The sequence below is a fragment of the Demequina sp. genome (assembly GCF_047975725.1).
GTDB lineage: Bacteria > Actinomycetota > Actinomycetes > Actinomycetales > Demequinaceae > Demequina.
The window spans coordinates 24445-47818 of record NZ_JBKEED010000022.1 but is presented as its reverse complement, the minus strand read 5'-3'; the positions used below and the strand labels follow the sequence as shown (position 1 = coordinate 47818).

Here is a 23374-nt window from a genome sequence, read left to right as displayed (position 1 = left end):
GCATGTGCGCATGGGCCGCTAGCGTGCACGGACGGAACCCGCGCCGCTGACCTCTTGGTCCACGGTCGCCCCGCCGCTGTAGAGCACGTCCCCAGCCCCCGACAGCTCCACGTCGAGCGTGTCCGTCGCCGTGACGGCGACGTCGCCCGCACCCGACAGGTCCACGCTCGCATGGGTGGCGGTCAAAGCCTGCGCGTCAACGGAGCCTGCGCCGTCGAGTTCGACGGACAGCGAATCGCAGTCGCCTGCGAGGCTCAGCGCCCCCGCTCCGGTGAGCTTGGCGGCCAGTTTCGCTGAGTCGATCCCCTCGATCGAGACGTCGCCCACCCCGGACAACTCGATGGATTCGAGCGACGGGACCGTGATCGTGTACTGCACGTCCTGATCGCGCCACCCCCACGTCCACGAGGGTCCGTTCAGCGACAGTGTTCCGTCGGTGACGGCGACCCGCAGCGCGGCGAGCAAGCCCGTGTCCGCGTGGACCTCGACGGAAGGCTCTGGCCCCACCCGAATCTCGACATCGCCAGCGCCATCGTGGCGAATGTTGGCGAAGTCGCCCACCAAGAACTCGGCGGCGCCCGGTGTGCCGTCGAGCTCTGGTTCACCGAACGAGCAACCTGACACCAACACCGGCGCCAGCACGAGCGAGGCAGCGGTCAGCGTCGCGGTCCGAGACGAACGGACAGGGCTGAACCGCGAACGGGACGTGTGTGACATGGGTGCTCCTCGACAGGCGTGGTGACTCCAACGTCACTGACGCTATCGATGCCATCCCAGCCGCCGCATCGGCCGTGCGGGTGCATTCCTGGGTGCCTGAAGAGGGGGGACTCCCTCACCCGGATGAGGGAGTCCCTTCAGGGTTGGCCCTGAGGCTGATCGCCTACAGCCAAGGGGAGGAGATGTCGAAGGTTTCAGCGACGCCCCTGATCTCCTGGCGGGTGAGTCCCTCGGCGCGGCCGCCTGCAACCAGGTCCATGTACTCGTACTTGGCTCCCGTCTCGGCGTACTCGACGCGGTCGACGGCGCGATACACCGACACATCCGAGCGCGACATGGTGCCGTGCTTGGACCACAGCGTGATCTCGAAGTCGCGCAGGCCCTCGACGTTGGCTGCGCCCATCTCCTCGGAGCCCGGGATAAAGAACGGCAGCACGGCGATGCCCTGCGACAGCGACACGATGCTCTCCGGCTCCCAGCGCAGAATGGCGGCGTTCATCCGCGCCGTGTCGCGGTAGGCCGGGATGTGGGACAGGTAGGTCAGGTGCGGCGGCTGGGCGTGCACCACGGCGTGGAAGTCGATGCCGCGGCGGCTCACCTGGTCTTCGTGGACTGCGAGGTGCGAGTTGAACTCCGAGGTCAGGCGCGCAAAGCGGCGGACGTTCGAGGTGTAGAGGGTTCCCGTGAGGCCGTCCTCGTGAATCTTGACAGCGCCGATCGCGGCGAGGGGCTCGAGGACGATCTGGCGCAGGCGGCGGCCCGAGCCGGTCGCCAGGACGGTGCCGCCCGCGAGCGAGGGTGCAGGGACGGGAAGTTCGATCTCCTCGGCGTGGGGGAAGTGGCGACGGACCTCGACGTCCCAGCCCATGTATACGGAGATGTTGCCGGCACCCGCCTCGGAGGCGTCGATGTCGCAGATGCGCGCGCCCGCCTCTCCGATCTGCTCGATGATCTCGTCGAGGGTGGGCTTGGGTTCGGTGGCGGGGTGTGTCGACATGATGCTCCTCGGGTGTGGCGGCGGTGCCGGTGAGTGGTGGCGGTGTGTCGCCAGGCTGTTGCGAACTGTTGTTGAAACGATTCAACCATGGATGTGGTGATGGCGCGATGGGCTCAAGGTCCCGGTTCGCCCCGCCCCACCCCGTTGATACCTGTGTGTGCGTGATTTCGAGTGCGCCTGCGCACCTGATACCCGTCTGTGCGCGTGGGGTGGCGTCACGTGTGCGCCACGCCGCCTGGCGCGCGCAGAGCTCGGGCGAGAGCCGTGGGGCCGCGCCCGGGTGACGCCGCTCGTGGGTGTGGGACCGTCACGGGTATCTAGCGCGCCTTGACCCGTGATGTCGCGTCGAGACGGGTATCAACCGGGAGGGAGCGCGGGAGGGCGGAGAGGGGCGGGAGGGGCGGGGCGGGAGGGAGCGTGGGAGGGCTCTCCGGTGGCGCGTCGCTGCCCCATGCACCAGGCTGAAGACAGCGGCACGACGAGACCCGGAGCGCCGCAACCCACTGCCGCAGGCGGGCAACCCGCCCGTCTGCCGGCTATGCGGGAGGAGTCACAATGCGCATCGGCGTGCCCAAGGAGCTCAAGAACCGCGAGACTCGCGTCGCACTCACCCCCGCCGGGGCGAAGGCGCTGGCCGCCGCAGGCCACGAGGTCGTCGTCGAGCGCGGCGCTGGTGCGGGCGCATTCCTTCCCGACCGCGAGTACGTGGACGCTGGGGCGATCATCGGCACGGCGCGGCAGGCGTGGGACGCGGACCTGGTGCTGAAGGTCAAGGAACCCGAACCCCAGGAGTTTGGCCTGCTCCGAGACCAGACGCTCTTCACCTTCCTGCACCTCGCGGCCAACCCCGAACTCGCCCACGCACTCGTCGCCGCGGGCACCACGGCCATCTCGTATGACACGGTCCAACTCGACGACGGATCCCTTCCGCTGCTGATTCCGATGAGTGTGATCGCTGGCAGGCTCTCCATCGTCGAGGGTGCGCACTTCCTGCTCAGTGCGTGCGGCGGGCGCGGGGTACTGCTCGGCGGTGCGCCGGGCGTGGCCGGAGCGCGGGTGGTCGTCATCGGCGGGGGAGTCGCAGGGGCGAGTGCACTCGCGCAGGCAATCGCCCTGGGGGCCGATGCGGTGGTCGCCGACATCGGCGATGCCCGACTGGTGCGGTTGGCTGCCACGCACGCCGGGCGGGTGCGAACGGTGCCGTCCCGCCCGGAGGTGATCGCGCAGGAGGTGGCGCGAGCTGACCTGGTGATTGGCGCCGTGCTCGTCCCGGGTGCCCAGGCGCCCAAAGTCGTCACCCGCGCCATGGCCGAGGCGATGCGCCCCGGCAGCGTGCTCGTCGACATCGCGATCGACCAAGGAGGGTGCTTCGAGTTTTCGCGGCCCACGAGCCACGATGACCCGGTGTTCCGCGTGGGGGACTCGCTCGTCTACTGCGTGGCCAACATGCCGGGCGCGGTGGGCGCGACGGCCACCGCAGCGCTCACCGCCGCGACGGGGCCATATGTCGCCGCACTTGCAGCGGGCGTGAAGCAGGCGATCGCCGCGGACGCGGCATTGGCGCGCGGAGTCAATGTTGCCGCAGGAACCGTGACACACCCCGCAGTGCGGGCGGCACTTGCGAGTCGCTAGCGGACTCGGCTGAGGGAACCCCCGGGACGGGCTCCGACGGATCCTCGTCCGGCTCGGCAGCCAGGTCCTTGCGTGGTGGCCGGGGGTTGACGATGGGGTAGTCGGCGAGAGCCCGCTCGGCTGCCTCACGCCCGATGTCCACCAGTTCGGGGAGATCTTTGGTGATCCACTGCGAGCGAGTGTCGGTGAGGGGGCGAATGTAGGTCACGTCGGCGCGGATCAAGTACTCGTGTACGTGAAGTGCCTGGTGGCCGAGCGCATCCCATTCAGGAGCGATCCGCACCCCGATGACATGCGTGGCTCCAAGGTCGAAGCACGCCTCGATGGGCAGGTTCTGCACAATCCCGCCGTCGACGAGTTCCCGGCCTTCGATGGTGACGGGCCGGAACACGCCGGGCACGGCGATCGAGGCGGCCACCGCCTCGGCGAGTTCGCCCTGGGTCACGACGACGGCCTCGCGCGTGCGCCAGTCGGTGGCGACCGCGCCAAAGGTGACAGACAGATCCTCGATGTTGCGCTCCCCGGCGACGCGATCGGCAAGGGCGCGTAACGCATCGGCGCTGAGAATGCCCTTGCCGGGACGTGGTGCGAAGGTGCCGAACGTGCCCCAGGTCGCGCGAGCGGCCCAGTCTTCAAGGACGTAGGGGTCGAGGCCGAGCGCATAGGCCGCGCCGACGATCGAGCCTGCCGAGGTGCCGGTCACGACGGTGGGGCGAATGCCGCGCTCACGCAATACCTGCAGGACTCCCACATGGGCTGCGCCGAGAGCGCCACCTCCGCCGAGCGCGAGTCCGAGCCGGGGGGTGGTGCGTAGATCGTCGATGGCCTCCATTGACCCATCGTAGGCTTCTCGCATGTCTGAAGACCCGGGTGAGCGACCACGTACTTGGCTGCCAGTTGCGGGCGCGGCAGGTATAGCGGTGCTCTTCGTGGTGGGTGCGCTCGTGTGGAGTGCGCTGGCGGGCGGGGCGAGTCCCGCTGAGCAGGCCGCCATCGTTGCGTGCGAGGCCGCGCTCGACAAGGCAGATGCGCCCGCCATCGTGGGTGGGGACGTGTACGAGTCGCCCGAGTGGCGTGACTACTACGCCATCGCGGAGGCATACGGTGAGGTTCCCGTGCCGCTCGAGGAGATGGACGATGCGGCGGTTGCCTCATGGGAGGACGGTGCCCGGGCGTATGAGGAGGATGGCGACGGTTTCATCGCCATCGTCTGGAAACTTGAGGACGACACCTACCGTCAGTGCGTGCTTCCGGTGACGGACGGCGAGGTGGCCACGGGCGGTGCGACCGTGGCGGACGTAGGGATCGCGCAAGAGGACTGACCCCACCGGGAAGGCCTCACACGCTAGTGGCGTTGCCTCGATGCCGACGTACCACCCGGGGCCGTCGCGCAGGAGGAGGAAAACAATGGGGCGCAACCTCGCTATACGCACCGCCGAGACCGTCGGCATGGGACTCATTGGGGACGGAGTTCTCGGGCTGTTGCAGCCGGAGCAGCACGTCGCGCGGTGGGAGTCGGGGCCGTCGTGGTGGCAGCGCGGCCTGCGCCCGTTCGTGGGCAATGCCCGCAACACCAGGACCTTTGCGGCTGTGGAAATCGTGGCAGGGATCGCCCTGGTGTGGGCGCTGCCCAAGGGTGGCAAGCGCTAGGCCGTTGCCCGGCACCTCGCCTTCTCGTTCTTCGTCCTCTTCGTGAGTCAAATGGATCCATTTTCATCGTCTAAGGGGGCGATTTTCCCGTCAAATGGATCCATTTGACTTGGGAACGGGGGTTAGTGGAGGGTGCCGCCCACGGTCGGCGCGTCGGCGCCCGGCACCGCGTCGAGCGTGGTGCGGATCGCGATCTCCAGCGCGGTGACGATGTCGCTCAAGGGAAGATCGGGCTGGCCGGCGGGGGCCTGGCCCGAGGCCCACGGAACGTGGATGAAGCCGGCCCTGGTGCTGGCGTCGGCCGCCTCGAGCGCGTGGAAAAACACGTGATTGCACACGAACGTGCCCGCAGTGTGCGACACCACGGCAGGGATCCCTGTGGCGGCGATGTCGCGTTGAATGGCTTTGACGGGCAACGTGGCGAAGTGCGCCGTGGCAGCGCCGTCGACGCAAGGCTCGTCGAGCGGTTGGTGACCGGAATTGTCGGCGATACGCGCATCGGCGAGGTTGATGGCGACACGCTCGACGGCGATGCCCGGACGGCCGCCGGCCAGCCCGGTCGCGAGGATCACGTCAGGCGAATGCGCGGCGATCAGTTCCCGTAGACGGGCGGCGGCGCCCGCGAACGTGACCGGGAGCACCTCGGTGACGAGCGTGGCGGGGCCTGCCCACTGCGCAGCGAGCGCCTCCACTGCCTGTCCGGACGGGTTGACGGCGTCGCCGGCAAAAGGCTCGAACCCGGTCAGCAGCACGGTGGTCATGAAAGATCTCCTGGTAGAAACGACAAAGCCGGAGGGACCCACGCCTCTCAGCGTGCCCTCCGGCTTATGTGTCGCGAGCATACGACGTGCCCCCGACAGGAATCGAACCTGCGACCTTCGGTACCGGAAACCGGCGCTCTATCCGCTGAGCTACGGGGGCGTGCGGGCGAGCCCGCGAGGGTCAAGACTAGCAGGGGGCGGGGGTCTCACCCGGCACGCGGGCGCCGTGCCCCCTGACCGCTAATCCTGGGCGGCCCGCAACCGGATCGCCATGTACGGTCGCGCAGGCAGGTCGACCTTGGTGGTGCCCTCATGGACGCCCGGAAGGGTCTCGATGGTCATGTTCCAGGTGTCGATGACGTCGATGTGCGCGCGCATGCCTGCGGGGACGGCCACGTGGCGGAATCGCGGTTGAACGGCGCCAAAATACTGGATCACATACTGGCCCGTTACGCCGCCCCACGGGACATCCCAGTCGGACGGCAACGGGTCGAGTCTGCCGATGGGTGACGCCTCAACGACGTCACGCAAGAAGGCCAGTCGTGCGACGGCGTCACCCTTGAGCGCACCGCCCTTGGACCACCACAGCACCTCGTCGGCGTCGTGAAAGGTCTCGCCGTGAGAGACATAGCCGCCGCGCACAGCAGCGGACCATGCGATCTCAAGGACGGCCTGCGGCGTGTGGTTTCCCCAGCCCTGGTCGATGTCTCCCTCATACCCGGCCTCGTCCACCACGACGGGCTTGCCCCACGCCAGGCGCCACGCATCAACCTTCTTGGCCATGTCGCGATCGCCGCGCTGGATCGAGCAGTGGGTGGCCCATGGAGCGCTGTAGTCGTACAGCTCTGACCAGTTGTGAATCGACAGCAGGTGCCCTGCGTGGTCCTCCTGCCCCACGATCTCGGCAAACCGGTGCCACGAACTGGGGCGCTTAGTCGTCAGAAGCTCGTATTCGTTCGCGAGCGACCACCACACGTGTGGGAAGGCAGCCAGGCGGCGCACCACGTAGGTGAGGTACCGCTCGTCGACTGTCTGGCCGAGTGTCGACAGCCCCCACCGGTCGTACGGGTGGAAGAGGATCAGGTCCGCCTGAATGCCCAGGCTGTCGAGTTGCGTGAGCCGCCGTTCGAGGTTGGCGAAGTAGTCGAGGTTAAACCGAGTGGTGTCCCAGGATCCGTCTTCGGCCCGAGGGAAGACAAAGTGCTCGGGTTCGTTGCTGTTATACATGAACGACTTGGGGAACAGGCACATGCGGATCTTGTTGAACGGAGCCTTGGCCAGCGACACGATGGTCTGGTCCTGAAGGTCGTCCGATTGGTGAGTCCAGGCGTAGGCGGTGGTGCCGAAGGGTGCGTAGGGTGTGCCGTCCGCGTGGGCGAAGCCGAACTGGTCGACGACCCCGACGGGGCCGCGAGCTGGCCCATCGGCCACGGCGATGGTGCCATGGATTTCCCGCAGCGACCGCGCGTTGCTCGACGTCGTGAACTCCCAGTTGCCCGCGTGCGGGGGGAGGAACCTGATCCGGTAGGTTCCGTCGCCGTCGTAGAAGCCGCCCACCGCGATGGTGCTGTCGGACTCGGCAAAGGTGGCAGTGAGGTCAACGTCGACAAAGGGGTTGCCGTGCGATGGGCCTTGCAGGACGACTTCAGTGATCTCGTAGGTGAGAGCCGATGCGGGTGCGAGCACCCGTGCGCTTGCGACCTGGGTGGTGACGGGCTCATAGTCGTCGCGGACCACGATCGGTGGCTCGGGGGCGAGGTCAGGCTTGGTGCGCACGATCCGCGACAGTTCGTCGAGCACCAGGGCGGCGCGAGCCGCGTCGGGGCTGAGGGAAAACTCCAGGAAAGGGCCGAGCGGGAACTCTGCGAGCTGGGTCGCCATCGATGACTGCAAGAGGTCGGAGGCATGTTCTTCGAGCACCGCTCGCGAGTCCGCTTGAGCGAGGGCGTCGCCAAAGGTGTCGAATCTGTCGAAGGTGCGCAACGTTGTGCTCCAGACGTTGGTGGGTCGCCGCGTCGGCTGCGGCGTGTGGGCCTCCATCGGGGTCGAAACCAGGCTAACACGACACGCGTGTAACGTTCTACACCGGGTGGCCCGCGGTCAGCGCTCGGTGAGGGCCTCGACCATTTCGTCAATGGAAATCTGCACCAAGCCGTGGCGTGCGGAGAAGTCCCGCAGCGACTGGCCGCGCAGCATGTGTCCGTCGTCGCCTGCGATCTCACAGATCACACCCGATGGATCGAGCCCGGCCAATTGAGCGAGGTCGATCGCCGCTTCGGTGTGCCCTGGTCGTGCGCGCACCCCACCCGCGGCCGCAATCAACGGGAACAGGTGCCCGGGGCGCACCAGGTCGGAGGCCGTCGCGGTCGGGTCGGTGAGAACAGCGACGGCGCGGGCGCGATCGGGTGCCGAAATGCCCGTAGTGATGTCGTGGGTCGCGTCGACCGACACGGTGAAGGCAGTGCGCAGTGCTTCTTGGTTGCGCTCCACCATGAGCGGCAGGTCAAGGTGCTGAGCGCGCTCGAGCGTGATGGGGGCGCAGATGAGCCCTCGACACTCGCGCATCATGAACGCGATCCACTCGGTGGTCGCGTGCACGGCTGCCACGACGAGGTCACCCTCGTCCTCGCGGTCCGGGTGGTCCGTCACGACGATCGCACGGCCAGCTCGGATCTCGTCAACCGCCTGCTCGAGCAGTGCCGACGCCGCGCTCATGCGAGGCTCCCCACCAGCACTCGCGCGGTGGCGGCATCGACGATCATGACGTTGACCCACCCTCCTCGAAGCGCTCCCGCGATCGCCTCGGCCTTGCGCGTGCCACCCGCCACACCGATTCGCCGGGGGACTGTACGGAGAGCATCGGCCGTGATGCCGACCACGCGGGTGTCCAGATCGGACGCGACGGGTGCGCCGTCGACGTCGAAGTAGCGCAGGCATACGTCGCCTACCGCGCCTGCGGCTGAGAGCGTCTGGCGGTCCGGCGCGGGCAGCACGTTCCCCGATGAGTCGAGCATGGGGGAGGGGTCGAGAGCGCCAATCCCGACCAAGGCAATGGTGAGGTCGTCCCACCGGGCGGCGACGGAGGAAACGGTCGCATCACCCACGAACGCGTCATGGGCGGCGGTGGTGCCCACCACTCCGGGAGCAGGCAAGAAGATCGGTTCGGCGCTTGTGGCGGCGGCAAGCCTGGTGAGCAAATGGTTGGCCTCGACCTGTACCTGCGATTGGCCGATGCCGCCCACGAGCTGGGTGACGGATGTGGCGACGGGCTGCGGGAACGGCCGCAACGCGCCGGCCATCGCCACGAGGGTGGCGGACCATGAAGAGATACCGATGCGGTCGCCACCGATGAGAGTGGCCTCCAGGTAGGCGGCGGCCGCTGCGCCCAGCGCCGCAGTGACGTCTGCGGAGGCGCCCGTGTCCACCACCACGGCCTCGTCGATGCCGAATCCCTGCTCGAGTTGCGTCTCAAGGTCGGTGAAGACCCCCGCAGGCTCTGTGACCGTGACCCGCACCACACCCGTGTCGCTCGCGCGCTTGAGCAGACGTGACACGCGCGGCTGGCTGATGTGGAGGGCCTGCGCGATCTGCGCCTGGCGTAGGCCCTGCTCGTGGTACATCCGCGCCACGCGCACCAGCAGGCGCGTGTGCGGGTCTGCCACGGGGTCGAGGCGAGGCGCGGCGGGGGAGGTGTCGCTAGTCACGTGGGTCCTTTGCAAGAGCTTTCCGACCCGATAGTTTATGCGACGACGCTCCGCCCGCCGTGCCGATTCACTTGCCGACGAGGTCGCGGGCCGTTGCTGCGATGCCTTCGGGGGACATCCCAAAGTGGTCGAGCAACCATTCGGCGCTTCCGGTCGGGGCGAACTCACGGATGCCGAGTGAACGTACGCGAACCGGGGCCTCGCGTACGACAACCTCGGCGACGGCGCCACCCAGTCCAGTGGGCAGTGCTTCCTCCATCGTGACGATCGCACCCGTGTCGCGTGCGGCTGCCACGATCGCATCGGCGTCGATGGGAGAGATGGTGGGCATGGACAACACTCGCGCCGAAACGCCGTCGCGGGCGAGCGCGTCGGCCGCGCTGAGGGCGCGGGTGACCACGGTGCCGGTGGCGATGAGAGTGACGTCTGTGCCCTCACGGAGCGTGACGGCACGTCCGTGCTCGAAGGCGTAGCCCTCGGGGTTCACGGAGGGCACTCCCATACGGGAGACCCTCAGGAACACGGGCCCGTCATGGTGCGCAGCCCATCGCACTGCCTGGCGGGTCTCCTCGGGGTCGGAGGGAACGATCACGGTGAGACCCGGAATGGTGCGCAACCAGGCGAGGTCCTCGATGGAGTGGTGGGTGGGTCCCAACTCTCCGTAGGCAACGCCGGGGCTTTGGCCCACCAGCACCATGTGGTGACCGGAATAGGCGGCATCGACCTTGATCTGCTCCATGGCACGCGCGGTCAGGAAGCAGGCAGCCGCAGAGACGAACGGGATCTTGCCGCCGTTAGCGAGGCCGGCTCCGACCCCAACCATGTCCTGCTCGGCGATGCCGACGTTGATGAGCCGCTCGGGGAAGGCCTCCTGAAACGGAGCGAGCTTGCTGGAACCCACCGAGTCGTTGACGACGGCGACAATGCGGGGGTCAGCGTTGCCAAGTTCCACGAGGGTCTCAGCCCACGCATCGCGGCAGTCGTAGAGGGGGGCGGTGTCGGTCATGACTGCTCCAGTTCGCTCAGCGCTGTCTCGACTTGCTCAGGCGAGGGCACCTTGTGGTGCCACGCGACGTTGTCGGACATGAAGGAGACGGGGTGCCCCTTCATGGTGTGGGCGATGATCGCGGTGGGTTTGCCAGAGACTGCGGGCACCTGGGCGAACGCTGCTCGGAGAGCGCCATGGTCGTGGCCATCGAGTTCTACCACGTCCATGCCGAAGGCACGCAGCTTGTCGGGCAAGGGCTCGAGGTCGTTGGTGTCCGCGACCCGTGCGCCCTGCTGGAGGCGGTTGCGGTCCACGATGACGCACAGATGTGACAGTTGGTGATTGCCGGCCGTCATGAGGGCTTCCCAGTTGGACCCCTCTTGCATCTCGCCGTCACCGGTCACCACAAAGGTGCGGCGCTGCGAGCCGTCGATCTTTGCGGCGATCGCCGTCCCCACGGCGATGGGCAGCCCGTGTCCCAGTGGCCCGGTGCTCGCCTCGACCGCGTCGATCTTGGTGCGGGCGGGGTGGCCATTGAGCATCGACAGCGGCTCCATGAACGTGTCGAGGTCTTCAGGGTCGATGAACCCTGCAGCCGCGAGGGTGGTGTAGAGGGCTGCCGCGGCGTGGCCCTTGGACAGGATGAGCCTATCCCGCTCGGGGTCGCCGAGCAGTTCGGGCCCCATGTGGAGCGCGTCAAGGTAGAGCGTCGTCAGAATGTCGATGACGGAAAACTCGCCGCCAATGTGGCCGAGTCCTGCGGCACGCACCATCTGGATGTCGCGCATGCGGATGGCGCGCGCGGCGGAGCGTAGGTGCGCCACCGCCTCGGCGTCTGTTGCGCCAGTCGGAACACGTCCGATGACGGCGAACTGTCCACGCGGCAGGTCCTCGGGATGAACCGCGGGCACGAGGTCCTCTTCGAGGGTCACGTCACTCACCCCGCATGCAGGAGAACAGCACGTCTTGGACGATGCGTTGCGCCCCCATGGCGTCTTGGCGCAGTTGCGCAGCGCGCAGTGCCTCGACGTCAAGCTCGTCGAGCGCGCGGTGCAGGGCCTTGAGGAAGCGGATGGACAGGTTGGCTGCCTCGACGGTGTCCTCGCGGAAGGGGAACTGGTCGAGTTGCCACACGCCTTCCCAGCCGTTGACCTTCAACGTGTAGAAGAACTCGAAGACCTCGACGGGGTGAACCGTGCCGACGACCAGGTCGTCGTCCCAGCCGCGAAGGTTGTCGTTGACGTCCATGCCCCACAGCAGGCCCTGGTCGATCAGCAACTGTGCCGAGGCGGAGGGTGATTCGCCGCCGTACAGCGCGTGGCCAAAGTCGAGCAGCACGCCAACGTTGTCGACACCCATCTCCTTGATGCCGAGCGCCGTCTTGGCCGCCGAGTCCCAGAACATCTTGCCGCGGGGCTCGCGGGGCTTGTATTCGATCACGATCTTGATGTCGGAATTGGCCTGTGCGAGTTCACGCATGCCGTCCACGGCAAGGCGCCACTGCTGGCGGTGGTCGACCTGGAACGGGTAGTCCCAGCCGTCCTGGCCGGGCCACACCTTGAGGTACTGGGCGCCGAGCGCGCGCACCACGTCGGCCGCTTCGTTGAGGAACTCGAGGAGTTCGGCGCGTACGGCGGGGTCGGGGTGCGTGAAGGCGCCCTTGGAGAACTTGCGCAGGTAGATCTCTGGAGTCACGCCGATCGCTTCAAGACCGTGCTCGACGAGTGCGGCCTTGACCTGGTCGATTGTCACGCCCTCGGTGAAGGGGTAGGGGACGTCAACCACGGACAGGTCGTCAACGCGTCCGGCGCGGGCGATCTGCTCCAGGGTGGTCACGGGCGGGGCGTAGCCGTCGGTGGCGTAGCGGTCGACGTACGACGCGAAGTGCCACAGGCCGGCACCGAACTTGGGGTAGTTGGACATATCTATTCACCTCCGAGTGAGATTGCAAACATCGTACAACGTTCTACGTCCGGTCGTGAAGAAGGCGGGCTCGAGCGACGGCAAGGCTCCACCGGTCGCGCCCGTGCGGCGTGTCACCTTCGCGCGGCGCGAAGGAGCGCTCGGCTGCGGCCGCAGCCAGGTCGTGGCCCAGGCGCCGCCACGCGAGCCGCGCCACACCCCGCAGCGCGACGTCGCCACTGCCGGCGACGTGAACGGGCTTCCCGAGTGCATCGGCTTGGGCCTGCATGAGGAGGTCCGATGCGGTTGCTCCGCCATCGGCGCGTAGTGCCGTCACTGGCGTCGTGCTCGCCATGGCGTCGACGACATCGGCCACTTGCATGGCGACGGCTTCGAACGCGGCGCGCGCGATGTGGGCCGCTGTGGTGCCCGCGCCCAGCCCGGTGAGGGTACCCACTGCGCGGGGGTCCCAATGTGGCGCCCCAAGGCCACCGAACGCGGGCACGAAGGCGGCCTCGCCGGAGTCCGGTACGGTCGCGGCAAGGTCGCCGAGCGCGCGGGCGGAGCCGACGCCGAGGAGCCGTGCCGTCCAGTCGAGGGCGGCGCCGGAGTAGCGCACATTGCCTTCCAGGGCATAGGTGGGCTCGTCCGTGAGCCATGCAAGTGTGGTGGCCACGCCAGGCGCGCGTGCGAGGGACGGTCCGGTGCCACGCATGATCGACGACCCGGTGCCGAAGGTCGCCTTGACGACCCCAGGATGGCCGCCGCCATGCCCCCATAGCGCGGCATGCGAGTCCGCCATGGCGGTGAGGATGGGGATCCCGGCCGGCAGTCCGTCGCACTGCGTTGTGCCGAAGGTGGCGTCGGACCGCGCGATGGCGGGGAGTGCCGCTCGCGGGATTCCGAATAGGGCGAGCAGGTCGCTGTCCCACTCCAAGGTGTGCAGGCTCATGAGCAGGGTGCGCGACGCGTTGCCCGCTTCGATGGCGTGTGTGGCGCCAGCCGTGAGCTGTGCGAGGAGCCACGAATCGATGGTGCCGACCACGCTGCCTGCGGGGGCCCTGCTGAGTAGCCATGCAGCCTTGGGGGCACTGAACATCGCGTCGAGCGGCAGACCGGTGCGGGAGGTGACCAACTCGCCGGCACCGTCTGATGAGAACTGTGCACACGCATCGGCCGTGCGGGTGTCCTGCCATGACAGGACCGGCCCGCGAGGCTCGAGGGTGCGGGGGTTCCAGCACGCGACCGACTCGCGTTGGTTGGAGATGGCGATTCCTGCGACGCGGTGAGCGCCGACGGCGTCGATGCACTCGGCGATCGTGGCGCGGCTGAGCTCCCAGATGGTGGTGGCGTCCTGCTCCGTCCAGCCCGGCTTGCCGTGGGTAATGGGGACCGGTCGTGATGCCTTGGCTAGGGTGAGGCCGGTGGCGTCGACCGCCACCGCCTTGGCGTTCGTAGTGCCCTCATCGAGGGCGATGATGACGTCGCCATCGCGGGTGAGGGGAGCGGTGTGGGTGCGCGTCATCGCGCCGCCTTCCTGTGAGGGCTGGCAGGCCGATGCGCATGCAGCCGTTTCGTAGAACGTTACACGAATACGCGTGGCGGCGCGCTTCCGAGCCGACCGCGGGACGAGCCGGCCGCGCTGTGGGGCGTACTACGGGGCGGGGGTCGTGCTACGAGGCGAGGGTCGCGCTCGTGCGGCGGGCGACGAGCCGGGGCGGCTCGCGGTGGCGCATGGGCTCCACGCGACCGTCAAGCCGCTCGAGGAGGTACTGCGCCGCGGTGGCGCCCGTGTGCTCGCTCGACTGGTCGATCGTGGTGAGGCCCACGTCGGCCAGGCCTGCGGCAAAGATGTCGTCGTAGCCCGTCACGGAAACGTCGGCAGGCACGCGCAGTCCTTGCTCGTGGGCTGCACGCAACACGCCGAGCGCGGCGATATCGGCACCCGCGAAGATTGCCGTGGGGGGCTCGGCTGTGTCGAAGAGTTCCTTCGCGGCGAGGTAGCCGCCCTGTTCCGAGTAGTCCGCGTCGATGATCCACGGCTCGAGGCTGTGGGCCTTCATAGCGGCGGCGTAGCCCTCGCGCCGGGCAGTGTGGGACAGCCGGAACGGCGGGCGCAGTTCTCCTGCGGTCTGACTCGTGTGGGCAATGCGGCGGTGACCCAGTGCCACGAGGTGGTCGACCATGAGGCGGGCGCCCAACTCGTCGTCGTCGGCGACGGTGTCGAAGCTGTCCGATGGTCCGTGGAGCGCCACACACACGGTGGGGATGCGCTGGGCGATGCGATCGACCACGTCGATGTCCATGTGTGGCGCGACAAGGATGAGGCCGTCAACGCCGCGGTCGACGAGGGCCTCTACCGCGCGAAGTTGGCCGCTCGGTGCGGTGCCGGCCGCGATAAGGAGCTCTTGGTACGGCGTGCCGCCAAGGTGTGCGCCAATGCGCTGTGCCACCTCGGTCTGGAACGGGGAGGACAGCTCGGTCAGCACCACGCCGATCGTGTAGGTGCGCCCGCGCATGGCGCGCGCTCCGGCGTGGGGGCGGTAGCCAAGGGTGTCGATCGCGTGTGTGACGCGCTGCCGCATGGACGGGCTCACTCCGTACGCGTCGCGCAGCACCTTCGACACTGCAGACGTAGACACTCCAGCCTCGCGCGCGACGTCGCCGATGGTGACACGGCGACGGCTTGACGGCGCCGGACGCGTGGGGGCGTCGACGCCGTCGTCGGTGATGGCATTGCCGTTCATGATGTCCTTCACACTAGCCCATGGGGCATGCAACGATGGAGAGGTGTGGATCGTTACACATCCGTGACCGGGGGCGTTTGACAGCCGCATTCACCCCGCGTAGTTTCAAGCGTAGAACGTTACACACTGTGCAAGGACGCAACAGAGTTTGCCGGTGGCGTTCGAGGTCACTCCCGTCGGGGAGCGGCTGGGAAGCAACTCGATTACAAAGGAGTAACCATGAGGCTCATGCACAGCCGGCGCACCGCGGCATTCGCTGCGGGCGCCGCCGCGATGGCGCTGACGCTCGGCGCCTGTTCGAGTGACGCCGGGGGCGACGAGTCGCCCTCCGGTGACCCGACGTCGACCGGTGGTACCACCCAGGAAGCTTCGAAGGAGCTGCTGGTTCTGGGGTCAACGGCCGACATGTACGGCTGGGACCCCGCGAATCAGCCTGGCTACCAGAACTGGGCCGGTGAAGCGGTCTGGGACAACCTGGCCAAGACCAACTCGGTGGGCGGGCTCGAGCCCGACATCGCCGAGTCGTGGGAGATCAACGAGGACAACACCACCTTTACGGCACACATTCGCGAGGGCATGACGTTCTCCGACGGCACGCCGGTCGACGCCGCCGCAGTGGAGGCGTCGTTCATCTACGTACGTGACCAGTCGGGCTCCGGTGCTGACTACACGGACATCACGTTCGACTCACCCGACGATCTGACCATCTCGATCACTTGGCCTGAGCCCCAGCCGGTGCTCGCGAACAAGATTGCCGCAGTCAAGATCATGCCGGCGAGCTACCTCGATGCCGCCAACTGGGAGCAGCCTGTGGGCTCCGGACCGTACGAGTTCGACGCTGCGACGTCGACGACGGGTTCGGTGTACAAGTTCACCAAGAACGAGGACCACTGGAACGCTGACGAGTACCCCTACGAGAACCTCGAGATCCGCGTGATCGAGAGCGAGACCGCTGCCGTGTCCGCGCTCAAGACCGGCCAGATCGACGGTTCGCTCGTGGGGGTGGGCTCCATCGAAGAGGTCAAGGCCTCCGGGCTCGAGACGATTCAGTACGAGTCCAACACGACCCGCCTGATCATCTCGGACCGCACGGGCAAGGTCATCCCTGCTCTGGGCGATGTCCGTGTGCGCCAGGCGATGAACATGGTGGTCGACAAGCAGGCCATGGCAGACCAGCTCTACCTGGGCAACGCCAAGCCCGCGTACCAGACCTTCCGCGAGGGCACCCCGGCCTACATCGAGATGTCGGAGGATCCCTACCCCTACGACGTCGAGGCCGCCAAGGCGCTGATGGAAGAGGCTGGCTACGCTGACGGTTTCGAGCTCGAGATCCCCACCATGGAGGGTCAGTTCCACGAGACCCTGCTGCCTTACGTGTCGCAGCAGCTCGCTGAGATCAACATCACCGTGACAGAGGTCCCCCTGTCGGGCGCCAACGCGATCGGTGACCTGCTCTCGGGTACCTACCCGGTCGTGCTGTGGCAGCTGGGCAACCTGGGTAACTCTGCCCTGCAGATCTACATCGAGGACACCCCCGAGGGCTGGTGGAACCTTCAGCACGAGCCCAACGAGTACGTCGACTCGCGCTGGGACCAGATCGCCACCGCGAGCGAGGAAGAATCCGCGACGCTCCAGAAGGAAATCAACCAGTACATCACTGACGAGGCGTGGTTCGCTCCGATGGTCTACACGGGCAACACCTACGCGTTCAACGCGGACAAGGTCAGCATCCCGACGCAGTCCGACCAGGAGAGCCTGCACCCCAAGCTGCGCGACTTCAAGTAACGCAGCCCGACCAGTGACCGGCGAAGGACCTGACCCATGGCACTTTCTTTCCTCAAAGACCTCATCCGCTCGATAGGAGTCATCCTCCTGGTGACGTTCTCGACGTTCGCCTTGATGTATGGCAACGCGGAGGGCATCGCTCGATCGGTGCTCGGCAAGCAAGCCACGGAAGAGGCTGTGCAGCAGAAGGTCATTGACATGGGCCTGGACCGGTCACTGGTCGTGCAGTACTGGGATTGGTTGACCAGCGCGCTCACGGGCGACCTGGGCAACTCGTTCTACACCAGCGAGCCCGTCTCGTCGGCGCTTGCGACGAGGGTGCCCATCACCCTCACGTTTGTTCTGCTCACGCTGCTCCTGGCGGGCCTGATCGCCGTTGTTCTGGGCGTGACGGCTGCCGTCAGGGGCGGCGTGACAGACAAGCTCGTGCAGTTCTTCTCGGTGCTGGGCACCGCGATTCCCCCCTACATCGTCGCGATCGTGCTGGTGTCCTTGTTCGCGGTCCAGTTGCGCATTTTCCCCGCGACGGGGTACGTGCCGCCTGGCGAGGACTTTGGGCTGTGGCTTCAATCCGTGACGCTGCCAGTAATGGCGCTGCTCTTTGGCGCCGTTGCCGGTATCGCCGCGCAGTTCCGCACGGCGACCCTCGACACGCTCGGCAAGGACTATGTGCGTACCGCCCGCGCTCGCGGCATCTCGGAGCGCGAGGTCCTGTTCCGCAACGTGTTGCGCAATGCCGCGGCCCCCGGCCTGACAGCCCTCAGCCTCACGATGATCGGCCTCCTGGGAGGCTCCGTGTTCATCGAGCAGGTGTTCGCGGTCCCCGGCATGGGTCAGCTCGCCAACGAAGCGGCCAAGATTTCCGACATTCCGATGGTGATGGGCACCGTGCTGGTCACCATCCTCATCGTGCTGATCGTCAACTTCCTCGGTGACCTGGCGGTGGCGATGCTCAACCCGAAGGCGAGGAAGCGATGACGAATCCCCTGGACGGCGGCGAGCTCGCTGCCGAGGCAGAGAAGGCTCCGACCAAGGTCGACAGTCGTGGTGGCCGCGACTCGACGGTCGTCGCGTTGCTCAAGAACCCGCAGGGTCTCATCTGCCTGATCTACCTTGCGCTGCTGATCCTGGTCGCGATCTTTGCGCCCCTGATCGCTCCCTATGGCGTCACGGAGACGGACATTCTGAGCGCCAATACTCCGCCCGGTACGCCGGGGCACATTCTTGGCGCCGATGCGGCTGGCTACGACATCTTCTCGCGACTGGTGTGGGGCTCACGTCAGACCCTGACCGCGGTCGTGATCATCGTGTCGGTCTCCGCCTCGATCGGCGTGATCGCGGGCCTGTTCTCGGGCTTCTACCGCGGCAAGCTTGAGACGGTCAGCAACTTCGTGGCGGACTCGCTCATGTCGCTGCCCGCCGTCGTGCTGCTGATCGCGATGTACGCGTTCACCGGCCCCAACCTCCCGATGGCTATGGCCGTCTACGGCGTGATTGTCGCCCCGACCTTCTATCGCCTCGTGAAGTCGACGGTGGTCTCGGTGCGCAACGAGTTGTACGTTGACGCCGCGCGAGTGACGGGCATCTCCGACATCCGCATCATCTTGCGCCACGTGCTGTGGGCGGTGCGAGCGCCCGCGATTATCCAAGGTGCGTTCATCATGGCTGCTGGTATCAGCATGGAGGCCGGCATCTCGTTCATCGGCCTGGGCAACCCCGCCGGTGCCTCGTGGGGCATGACCCTGCAGCGCTCGTTCAACAGCATCTACAACAACCCGCTGGCCGTGGTGTGGCCCTCGCTCGTCATCTGCCTGACGATTCTCTCGTTCGTGCTGCTGGGAAACGCGCTGAGCGACGTGCTCCAGTCGTCGGCGCGTAGCACGGTGCTGTCGCCTCGGCGCAAGCGCGCCGAGGTCGCGGCGGCGTTGGCGAGGCTCGAACAGTCCGGTACGGCCGATGCGGACGCTGGGCAGCCGCGTGAGCTCAGTAGCTCGGACGACGTCCTGTTGGCCATCCGTGACTTGCGTATCGCCTACCCCATTCACGGGGGCGGGCTCAACGAAGTGGTGCACGGAGTCGACTTCGACCTGCGCCGCGGTGAGATCCACGGTCTGGTGGGGGAGTCCGGATCGGGAAAGTCTCAGATCGCCTTTTCCACCCTGGGCATTCTTCCCAAGGAGGCCGTGGTCCTGAGCGGGTCCGTCCTTCTGGGCAACGAGGATCTGATGGCGGACCCTGGTGCCCTGACGAGGGCACGCGGCCGGCGCATCGGCTATGTGCCACAAGAGCCCATGTCCAACCTCGATCCGTCGTTCACCATTGGTGTCCAGCTGGTGCGTGGTCTGCGCTCCGCTAAGCCCATGTCGAAGCGGGCCGCCACGGACATCGTGATTGCGCTGCTCAAGCGTGTGGGCATTGCGGATGCCGAGCGAGTGATGAAGTTGTACCCGCACGAAATTTCGGGTGGCATGGCGCAGCGCGTGCTGATTTGCGGTGCGATCGCGCCAGAGCCCGACATCATCGTGGCCGACGAGCCGACGACGGCGCTGGACGTGACAGTTCAGGCGGAGGTGCTCCAGATCCTGCGCGACCTGTCGCAGGAACGTGGCCTGGCAATGATCCTCGTGACCCACAACCTCGGCGTGGTCGCCGACCTGTGCCACACGGTGACCGTCATGAAGGACGGCAACTTTGTCGAGCGCGCCGATGTCGAGACCTTGTTCGCCTCCCCCCAAGAGCCGTACACGCAAGAACTCCTCGCGTCGTCGCGGTCCGTCGAACTGATGGAGATTTGACATGACTGAGCCGTTGCTAAGCGTCAGGGACCTCGTGGTTCGCTTCCCCGGTGCGCGGGGCCAGTCGACGCAGATCATCCACGGGGTCAGCTTTGATCTCGCTGCAGGGGAGACGTTGTCGCTCGTGGGCGAGTCGGGGTCGGGCAAGACCACCATTGGCAGGGCGATTCTGGGGCTTGCGCCGGTGTCCGGGGGCTCGGTGTCATTCCGGGGCGAGGCCATCAGCAACATCTCCCGCCCGCGGCGTCGCGAGGTCGCCAAGGACATCCAAGTGGTGTTTCAGGACCCGTACTCGTCGCTCAACCCCGCGCTGACGGTCGGCAGTTCGCTGGTGGAACCTCTGCGCGCCGCCGGTGTTGAGGAGGGCAGCGCGCGAGTGCGTGAGTTGCTCGATGCCGTGGGTCTTCCGGCCGATGCGGCGGGGCGCTACCCTCGCGAATTCTCGGGCGGACAGCGACAGCGCATCGCGATCGCGCGTGCGCTCGCCCTCGAACCGGCGGTGATCGTCTGCGACGAGCCCACTAGCGCGTTGGATGTCACGACGCAGGCGACAGTGCTCGCGCTGTTCAAGCAGATTCAGAAGGACACGGGCGTGGCGTACCTGTTCATTAGTCACGACCTGGGTGTCGTCAACTCCATCAGCGACCGCATTGCGGTGCTCTACCAGGGGCGAATCGTCGAGCTTGGCGACGCTCATCAGGTCGCGACTGCACCCCGCCACGGGTACACCCACCGCCTGCAAATGGCGGCCCCCATCGCTGACCCCGCGCGCCAGCGTGCGCGCAGAGCGGAGCGTGAGCGGGTGCTCGCCGCGATGGCCGCCGACACGGAGGGACAGAAGTGAGTGTCATGACCGCGTCAGTCGCGCGAGTCGAGCGCCCTCGATTCGATCACCGCGAGCCCGTTGGCCGTGTGCTGGGAGTAGGCACCGGCACCCCACGGCTGTCCTGGCGCATCGAAACCGACAACGCGCAGTTCAGCCAGACCAAGGCGCAGATTGAGGTGACCACCCACGGCAGCGTCGCGACGTACCTGGTCGAGGGCGATCAGCAGGTGCTCGTGCCGTGGCCAGGCGAGCCGCTGTTGTCGCGGCAATCCGCGACCGTGCGCGTGCGGGTGGCTTCGGAAGGCAGCTGGTCAGACTTCAGCCCGGCTGCCACGGTCGAGACCGGCCTGCTGCGCCACTCCGACTGGACTGCCGCCTTTGTGAGCCCCGAGTCCATCGCGGGGCTCGACGAGCCCGCGCCCCAAGTACGCCGCACGTTTGAGATTCCGGGGGAAGTGGCGCACGCCAGGCTCTATGCCACAGCCCACGGGATCTTCGCCGCGACGGTCAACGGACGTGAGGTAGACGAAACCGTCCTCGCGCCAGGATGGACCGCGTACGAGGCTCGCTTGAGGTACCACACCTACGACGTCACGTCCCTGGTGCAGGAGGGGATGAACGAGATCGCAGCGGTGCTGGGCAACGGCTGGTACCGCGGCTATCTGGGCTACATGGGCGGACGCGCGATCTATGGAGACCGCCTCGCCTTCCTTGGCCAACTGGAGGTGACCACCACTGACGGCAGGGTTCACATCGTCAACACGGACTCCTCGTGGAGCGCCCGCGAGACGGTGATCGTCGCAGACGACCTGTACAACGGCCAAGCGACGGACCTGCGCCGTGCGCACATGGCCATGCCTGACTGCGCAGTCGAGGTGCTCGACACGGACCACAGCGTGCTGGTCGCTCCCGACGGCCCCGCCATGGCCCGGACGGGTGTCCGGCCTGCCCAGCGAGTGTGGACGTCCCCCTGTGGTGCGACGCTGGTCGATTTTGGTCAGAACGCCGTGGGGTGGGTGCGGCTGACCGCACGCGGAGTGGGGGAGGGCACCGAAGTGGTGGTGCGCCACGCCGAGGTGCTCGAGAACGACGAACTCGGAACCCGCCCGCTCAGGTCGGCCGCGGCAACCGACCGTTGGGTACTCGATGGGCGTGACAGCGTCGAGCTCGAACCCACGCTGACGCTCCACGGCTTCAGGTATGCACAGGTGGATGGCATCCCCGATCTGCGTGCCGAGGACATCGAGATGGTGGTGGTCGGCACGCAACTCGAGCGCACCGGCTGGTTCGATTCCTCGCACGAGTTGTTGAACCGCCTACACGAGAACGTCGTGTGGTCCACACGCTCCAACTTTGTCGACCTGCCCACGGACTGCCCGCAACGAGACGAGCGCCTGGGTTGGACGGGCGACATTCAGGTGTTTGGGCCTACGGCCATGTTCTTGTTCGACCTGTCTGGGTTGCTCACCAACTGGCTGGCGGACCTGTCTGCCGAGCAGCTGCCCGACGGCACCGTGCCCCACGTCATTCCCAACTGCTTCTTGGACGGGCCACGAGACCCCGACGCGGCGGCCTGGGGTGATGCGGCAACCATCGTCCCGTGGACGGTGTACGAGCGGACGGGTGATGTGGCCCTTCTTGCCCGTCAGTTGCCGAGCATGCGTGCGTGGGTCGACCGCGAGGCCCACCTCGCGGGCGATGACTTGCTGTGGACCGGCGGCTTCCAGTTTGGCGACTGGCTTGACCCGACCGCGCCGCCCGAGGCCCCCGGTGCGGGCAAGGCTGCCGCCGAGGTGGTGGCGACCGCACACTTTGCCCGGTCGGCGTGGATCGTCAGCCAAGCGTTGGCGGTCGTGGGTGATCGTGCCGGTGCGGCGCGCTATGGCGACCTCGCTGAAAATGTGAGGCGCGCATGGGTGAACGCGTATGTCACGCCGTCCGGCCGCATCGTGTCAGAAGCTCAGACGGTCTATGCGCTCGCAATCGCGTGGGACTTGCTGTCCACTGACATCCAGCGTGCCGGCGCGGGCGAGCAGTTGGCTGACCTTGTGCGCGCCAGTGGCTTCCGTATCGCCACGGGCTTTGTCGGTACGCCGCTCATTTGCGATGCGCTGACCAAGGCCGGGCATGTCGACCTTGCGCACCGGCTCTTGCTCCAGACGGCGTGCCCGTCGTGGCTGTACCCCGTCTCGATGGGCGCGACCACCGTGTGGGAGCGGTGGGACTCCATGCTTCCCGACGGCTCGATCAATCCCGGTGAGATGACCTCCTTCAACCACTACGCCCTGGGCGCCGTGGCGGACTGGATGCAGCGTTCGATTGCCGGGCTCGCCCCGGCCGCGCCCGGCTACAGGCGGGTGCACATCGCTCCGGTGCCTCCCCAAGCACTCGATCACGCCTCGGCGCGCCACCTCAGCCCCTACGGCGAGATCTCGGTGGCATGGAAGCGCGAGGCCGGTGGCATCACAGTGTCCGTGCACGTGCCTCCGGGGGTAGAGGCCGACATCGCCTTGCCAGACCGGCCCCTGTTCACTGTCGGTGCGGGCGACCACTCGTGGCGGTCCACCGTCGCCGCGAGCGCTCCAGCAGCGCCCGAGACCATCCGCGACCTCATCGATCTCGAGCCCGCCTGGCTCCGGGTGGTCGCCGCCACGACGAGGGGCGGGATCAGCCCCGACGGAGAGGAGCAGGTCCTGGGCTGGGTGCGCGACTACCTCGACTTCCCTGCCAGCTTTGTGATGGAGGCGATCGTCCAGCAGCTGCACCCCCATGACAGGTTCGGGCCCGACCACCCCCTCTACCGGGAAGTCATGGCGATCGTGGAAGGCGCGGCGGAACAGCGCGCTGCCTGACAGCACAACGATGAGAGG

Annotated in this window: 20 protein-coding genes and 1 tRNA gene; 8 read left to right on the top strand and 13 right to left on the bottom strand. The window is 67.2% G+C overall.

All coding sequences use genetic code 11. The features are described from left to right. Positions 1–18: 18 nt before the first annotated feature. Complete coding sequence (locus ACK5NO_RS08645; protein ID WP_416812263.1) at positions 19–717, bottom strand: head GIN domain-containing protein; 699 nt, start codon at positions 715–717, stop codon at positions 19–21. Positions 718–880: 163 nt separating this feature from the next. Beyond that, positions 881–1714, bottom strand: a complete 834-nt coding sequence (locus tag ACK5NO_RS08640; protein ID WP_416812262.1) for a class II aldolase/adducin family protein — start codon at positions 1712–1714, stop codon at positions 881–883. 555 nt (positions 1715–2269) lie between these two features. On the opposite strand from ACK5NO_RS08640, the gene ald reads away from it, so the two are divergent. Next, positions 2270–3346, top strand: a complete 1077-nt coding sequence (gene ald / locus ACK5NO_RS08635; RefSeq protein ID WP_416812261.1) for an alanine dehydrogenase — start codon at positions 2270–2272, stop codon at positions 3344–3346. On the opposite strand, the gene ACK5NO_RS08630 is transcribed toward ald, so the two are convergent. After that, positions 3285–4178, bottom strand: a complete 894-nt coding sequence (locus ACK5NO_RS08630; RefSeq protein ID WP_416812260.1) for a patatin-like phospholipase family protein — start codon at positions 4176–4178, stop codon at positions 3285–3287. The two genes, ald and ACK5NO_RS08630, sit on opposite strands and share 62 nt — an antisense overlap. Before the next feature lie 22 nt (positions 4179–4200). On the opposite strand from ACK5NO_RS08630, the gene ACK5NO_RS08625 reads away from it, so the two are divergent. Continuing rightward, positions 4201–4668, top strand: a complete 468-nt coding sequence (locus ACK5NO_RS08625) for a hypothetical protein (RefSeq protein WP_416812259.1) — start codon at positions 4201–4203, stop codon at positions 4666–4668. An 85-nt stretch (positions 4669–4753) separates the two neighbouring features. After that, positions 4754–4996: a hypothetical protein gene (locus ACK5NO_RS08620; protein WP_416812258.1), complete on the top strand. Its 243-nt coding sequence runs from the start codon at positions 4754–4756 to the stop codon at positions 4994–4996. A gap of 122 nt (positions 4997–5118) precedes the next feature. Here ACK5NO_RS08620 and pcp read toward each other — a convergent pair whose 3' ends face one another. The 10 genes from pcp to ACK5NO_RS08570 all read right to left on the bottom strand — a co-directional run bounded on the left by pcp (position 5119) and on the right by ACK5NO_RS08570 (position 15098). Next, complete coding sequence (pcp, locus tag ACK5NO_RS08615) at positions 5119–5757, bottom strand: pyroglutamyl-peptidase I (protein WP_416812257.1); 639 nt, start codon at positions 5755–5757, stop codon at positions 5119–5121. Between the two features lie 87 nt (positions 5758–5844). Beyond that, positions 5845–5917, bottom strand: a tRNA-Arg gene (locus tag ACK5NO_RS08610). 80 nt (positions 5918–5997) lie between these two features. Continuing rightward, a complete protein-coding gene (locus ACK5NO_RS08605) occupies positions 5998–7797 on the bottom strand; it encodes a DUF5605 domain-containing protein (protein WP_416812256.1) in 1800 nt (599 codons plus the stop codon). A gap of 60 nt (positions 7798–7857) precedes the next feature. Next, complete coding sequence (gene ribB / locus ACK5NO_RS08600) at positions 7858–8472, bottom strand: 3,4-dihydroxy-2-butanone-4-phosphate synthase (RefSeq protein WP_416812255.1); 615 nt, start codon at positions 8470–8472, stop codon at positions 7858–7860. Beyond that, positions 8469–9461, bottom strand: coding sequence for a sugar-binding transcriptional regulator (locus ACK5NO_RS08595; RefSeq protein ID WP_416812254.1), 993 nt, complete (start codon positions 9459–9461; stop codon positions 8469–8471). Before ACK5NO_RS08595 ends, ribB begins: the two co-directional genes overlap by 4 nt. 67 nt (positions 9462–9528) lie before the next feature. Then, positions 9529–10467 (bottom strand): transketolase family protein, encoded by a 939-nt coding sequence (locus ACK5NO_RS08590; RefSeq protein WP_416812253.1) that lies wholly within the window; start codon positions 10465–10467, stop codon positions 9529–9531. Continuing rightward, the gene (locus ACK5NO_RS08585) at positions 10464–11381 is read right to left on the bottom strand and encodes a transketolase (RefSeq protein WP_416812252.1); all 918 of its coding nucleotides are present in this window, start codon (positions 11379–11381) and stop codon (positions 10464–10466) included. The genes ACK5NO_RS08590 and ACK5NO_RS08585 overlap by 4 nt, the downstream gene beginning before the upstream one ends. A gap of 1 nt (position 11382) precedes the next feature. After that, the gene (locus ACK5NO_RS08580; protein WP_416812251.1) at positions 11383–12372 is read right to left on the bottom strand and encodes a sugar phosphate isomerase/epimerase family protein; all 990 of its coding nucleotides are present in this window, start codon (positions 12370–12372) and stop codon (positions 11383–11385) included. Positions 12373–12415: 43 nt separating this feature from the next. Continuing rightward, positions 12416–13876, bottom strand: a complete 1461-nt coding sequence (locus ACK5NO_RS08575) for an FGGY family carbohydrate kinase (protein WP_416812250.1) — start codon at positions 13874–13876, stop codon at positions 12416–12418. 148 nt (positions 13877–14024) lie between these two features. Continuing rightward, positions 14025–15098 carry a LacI family DNA-binding transcriptional regulator gene (locus tag ACK5NO_RS08570; RefSeq protein WP_416812249.1) on the bottom strand — a complete coding sequence of 358 codons (1074 nt, stop codon included), beginning with the start codon at positions 15096–15098 and terminating at the stop codon, positions 14025–14027. 219 nt (positions 15099–15317) lie between these two features. On the opposite strand from ACK5NO_RS08570, the gene ACK5NO_RS08565 reads away from it, so the two are divergent. From ACK5NO_RS08565 to ACK5NO_RS08545, 5 genes are read left to right on the top strand one after another with little or no spacing between them, the layout of a single operon-like run. Next, positions 15318–16883 carry an ABC transporter substrate-binding protein gene (locus ACK5NO_RS08565; RefSeq protein WP_416812248.1) on the top strand — a complete coding sequence of 522 codons (1566 nt, stop codon included), beginning with the start codon at positions 15318–15320 and terminating at the stop codon, positions 16881–16883. 36 nt (positions 16884–16919) lie between these two features. Further along, on the top strand, positions 16920–17861 hold the full coding sequence (locus tag ACK5NO_RS08560) for an ABC transporter permease (RefSeq protein WP_416812247.1): 942 nt from the start codon (positions 16920–16922) through the stop codon (positions 17859–17861). Then, on the top strand, positions 17858–19678 hold the full coding sequence (locus ACK5NO_RS08555) for a dipeptide/oligopeptide/nickel ABC transporter permease/ATP-binding protein (protein WP_416812246.1): 1821 nt from the start codon (positions 17858–17860) through the stop codon (positions 19676–19678). Before ACK5NO_RS08560 ends, ACK5NO_RS08555 begins: the two co-directional genes overlap by 4 nt. Before the next feature lies 1 nt (position 19679). Continuing rightward, positions 19680–20522, top strand: coding sequence for an ABC transporter ATP-binding protein (locus ACK5NO_RS08550; protein ID WP_416812245.1), 843 nt, complete (start codon positions 19680–19682; stop codon positions 20520–20522). 5 nt (positions 20523–20527) lie between these two features. After that, positions 20528–23356: a family 78 glycoside hydrolase catalytic domain gene (locus ACK5NO_RS08545; protein ID WP_416812244.1), complete on the top strand. Its 2829-nt coding sequence runs from the start codon at positions 20528–20530 to the stop codon at positions 23354–23356. The last annotated feature ends 18 nt before the right edge of the window (positions 23357–23374 follow it).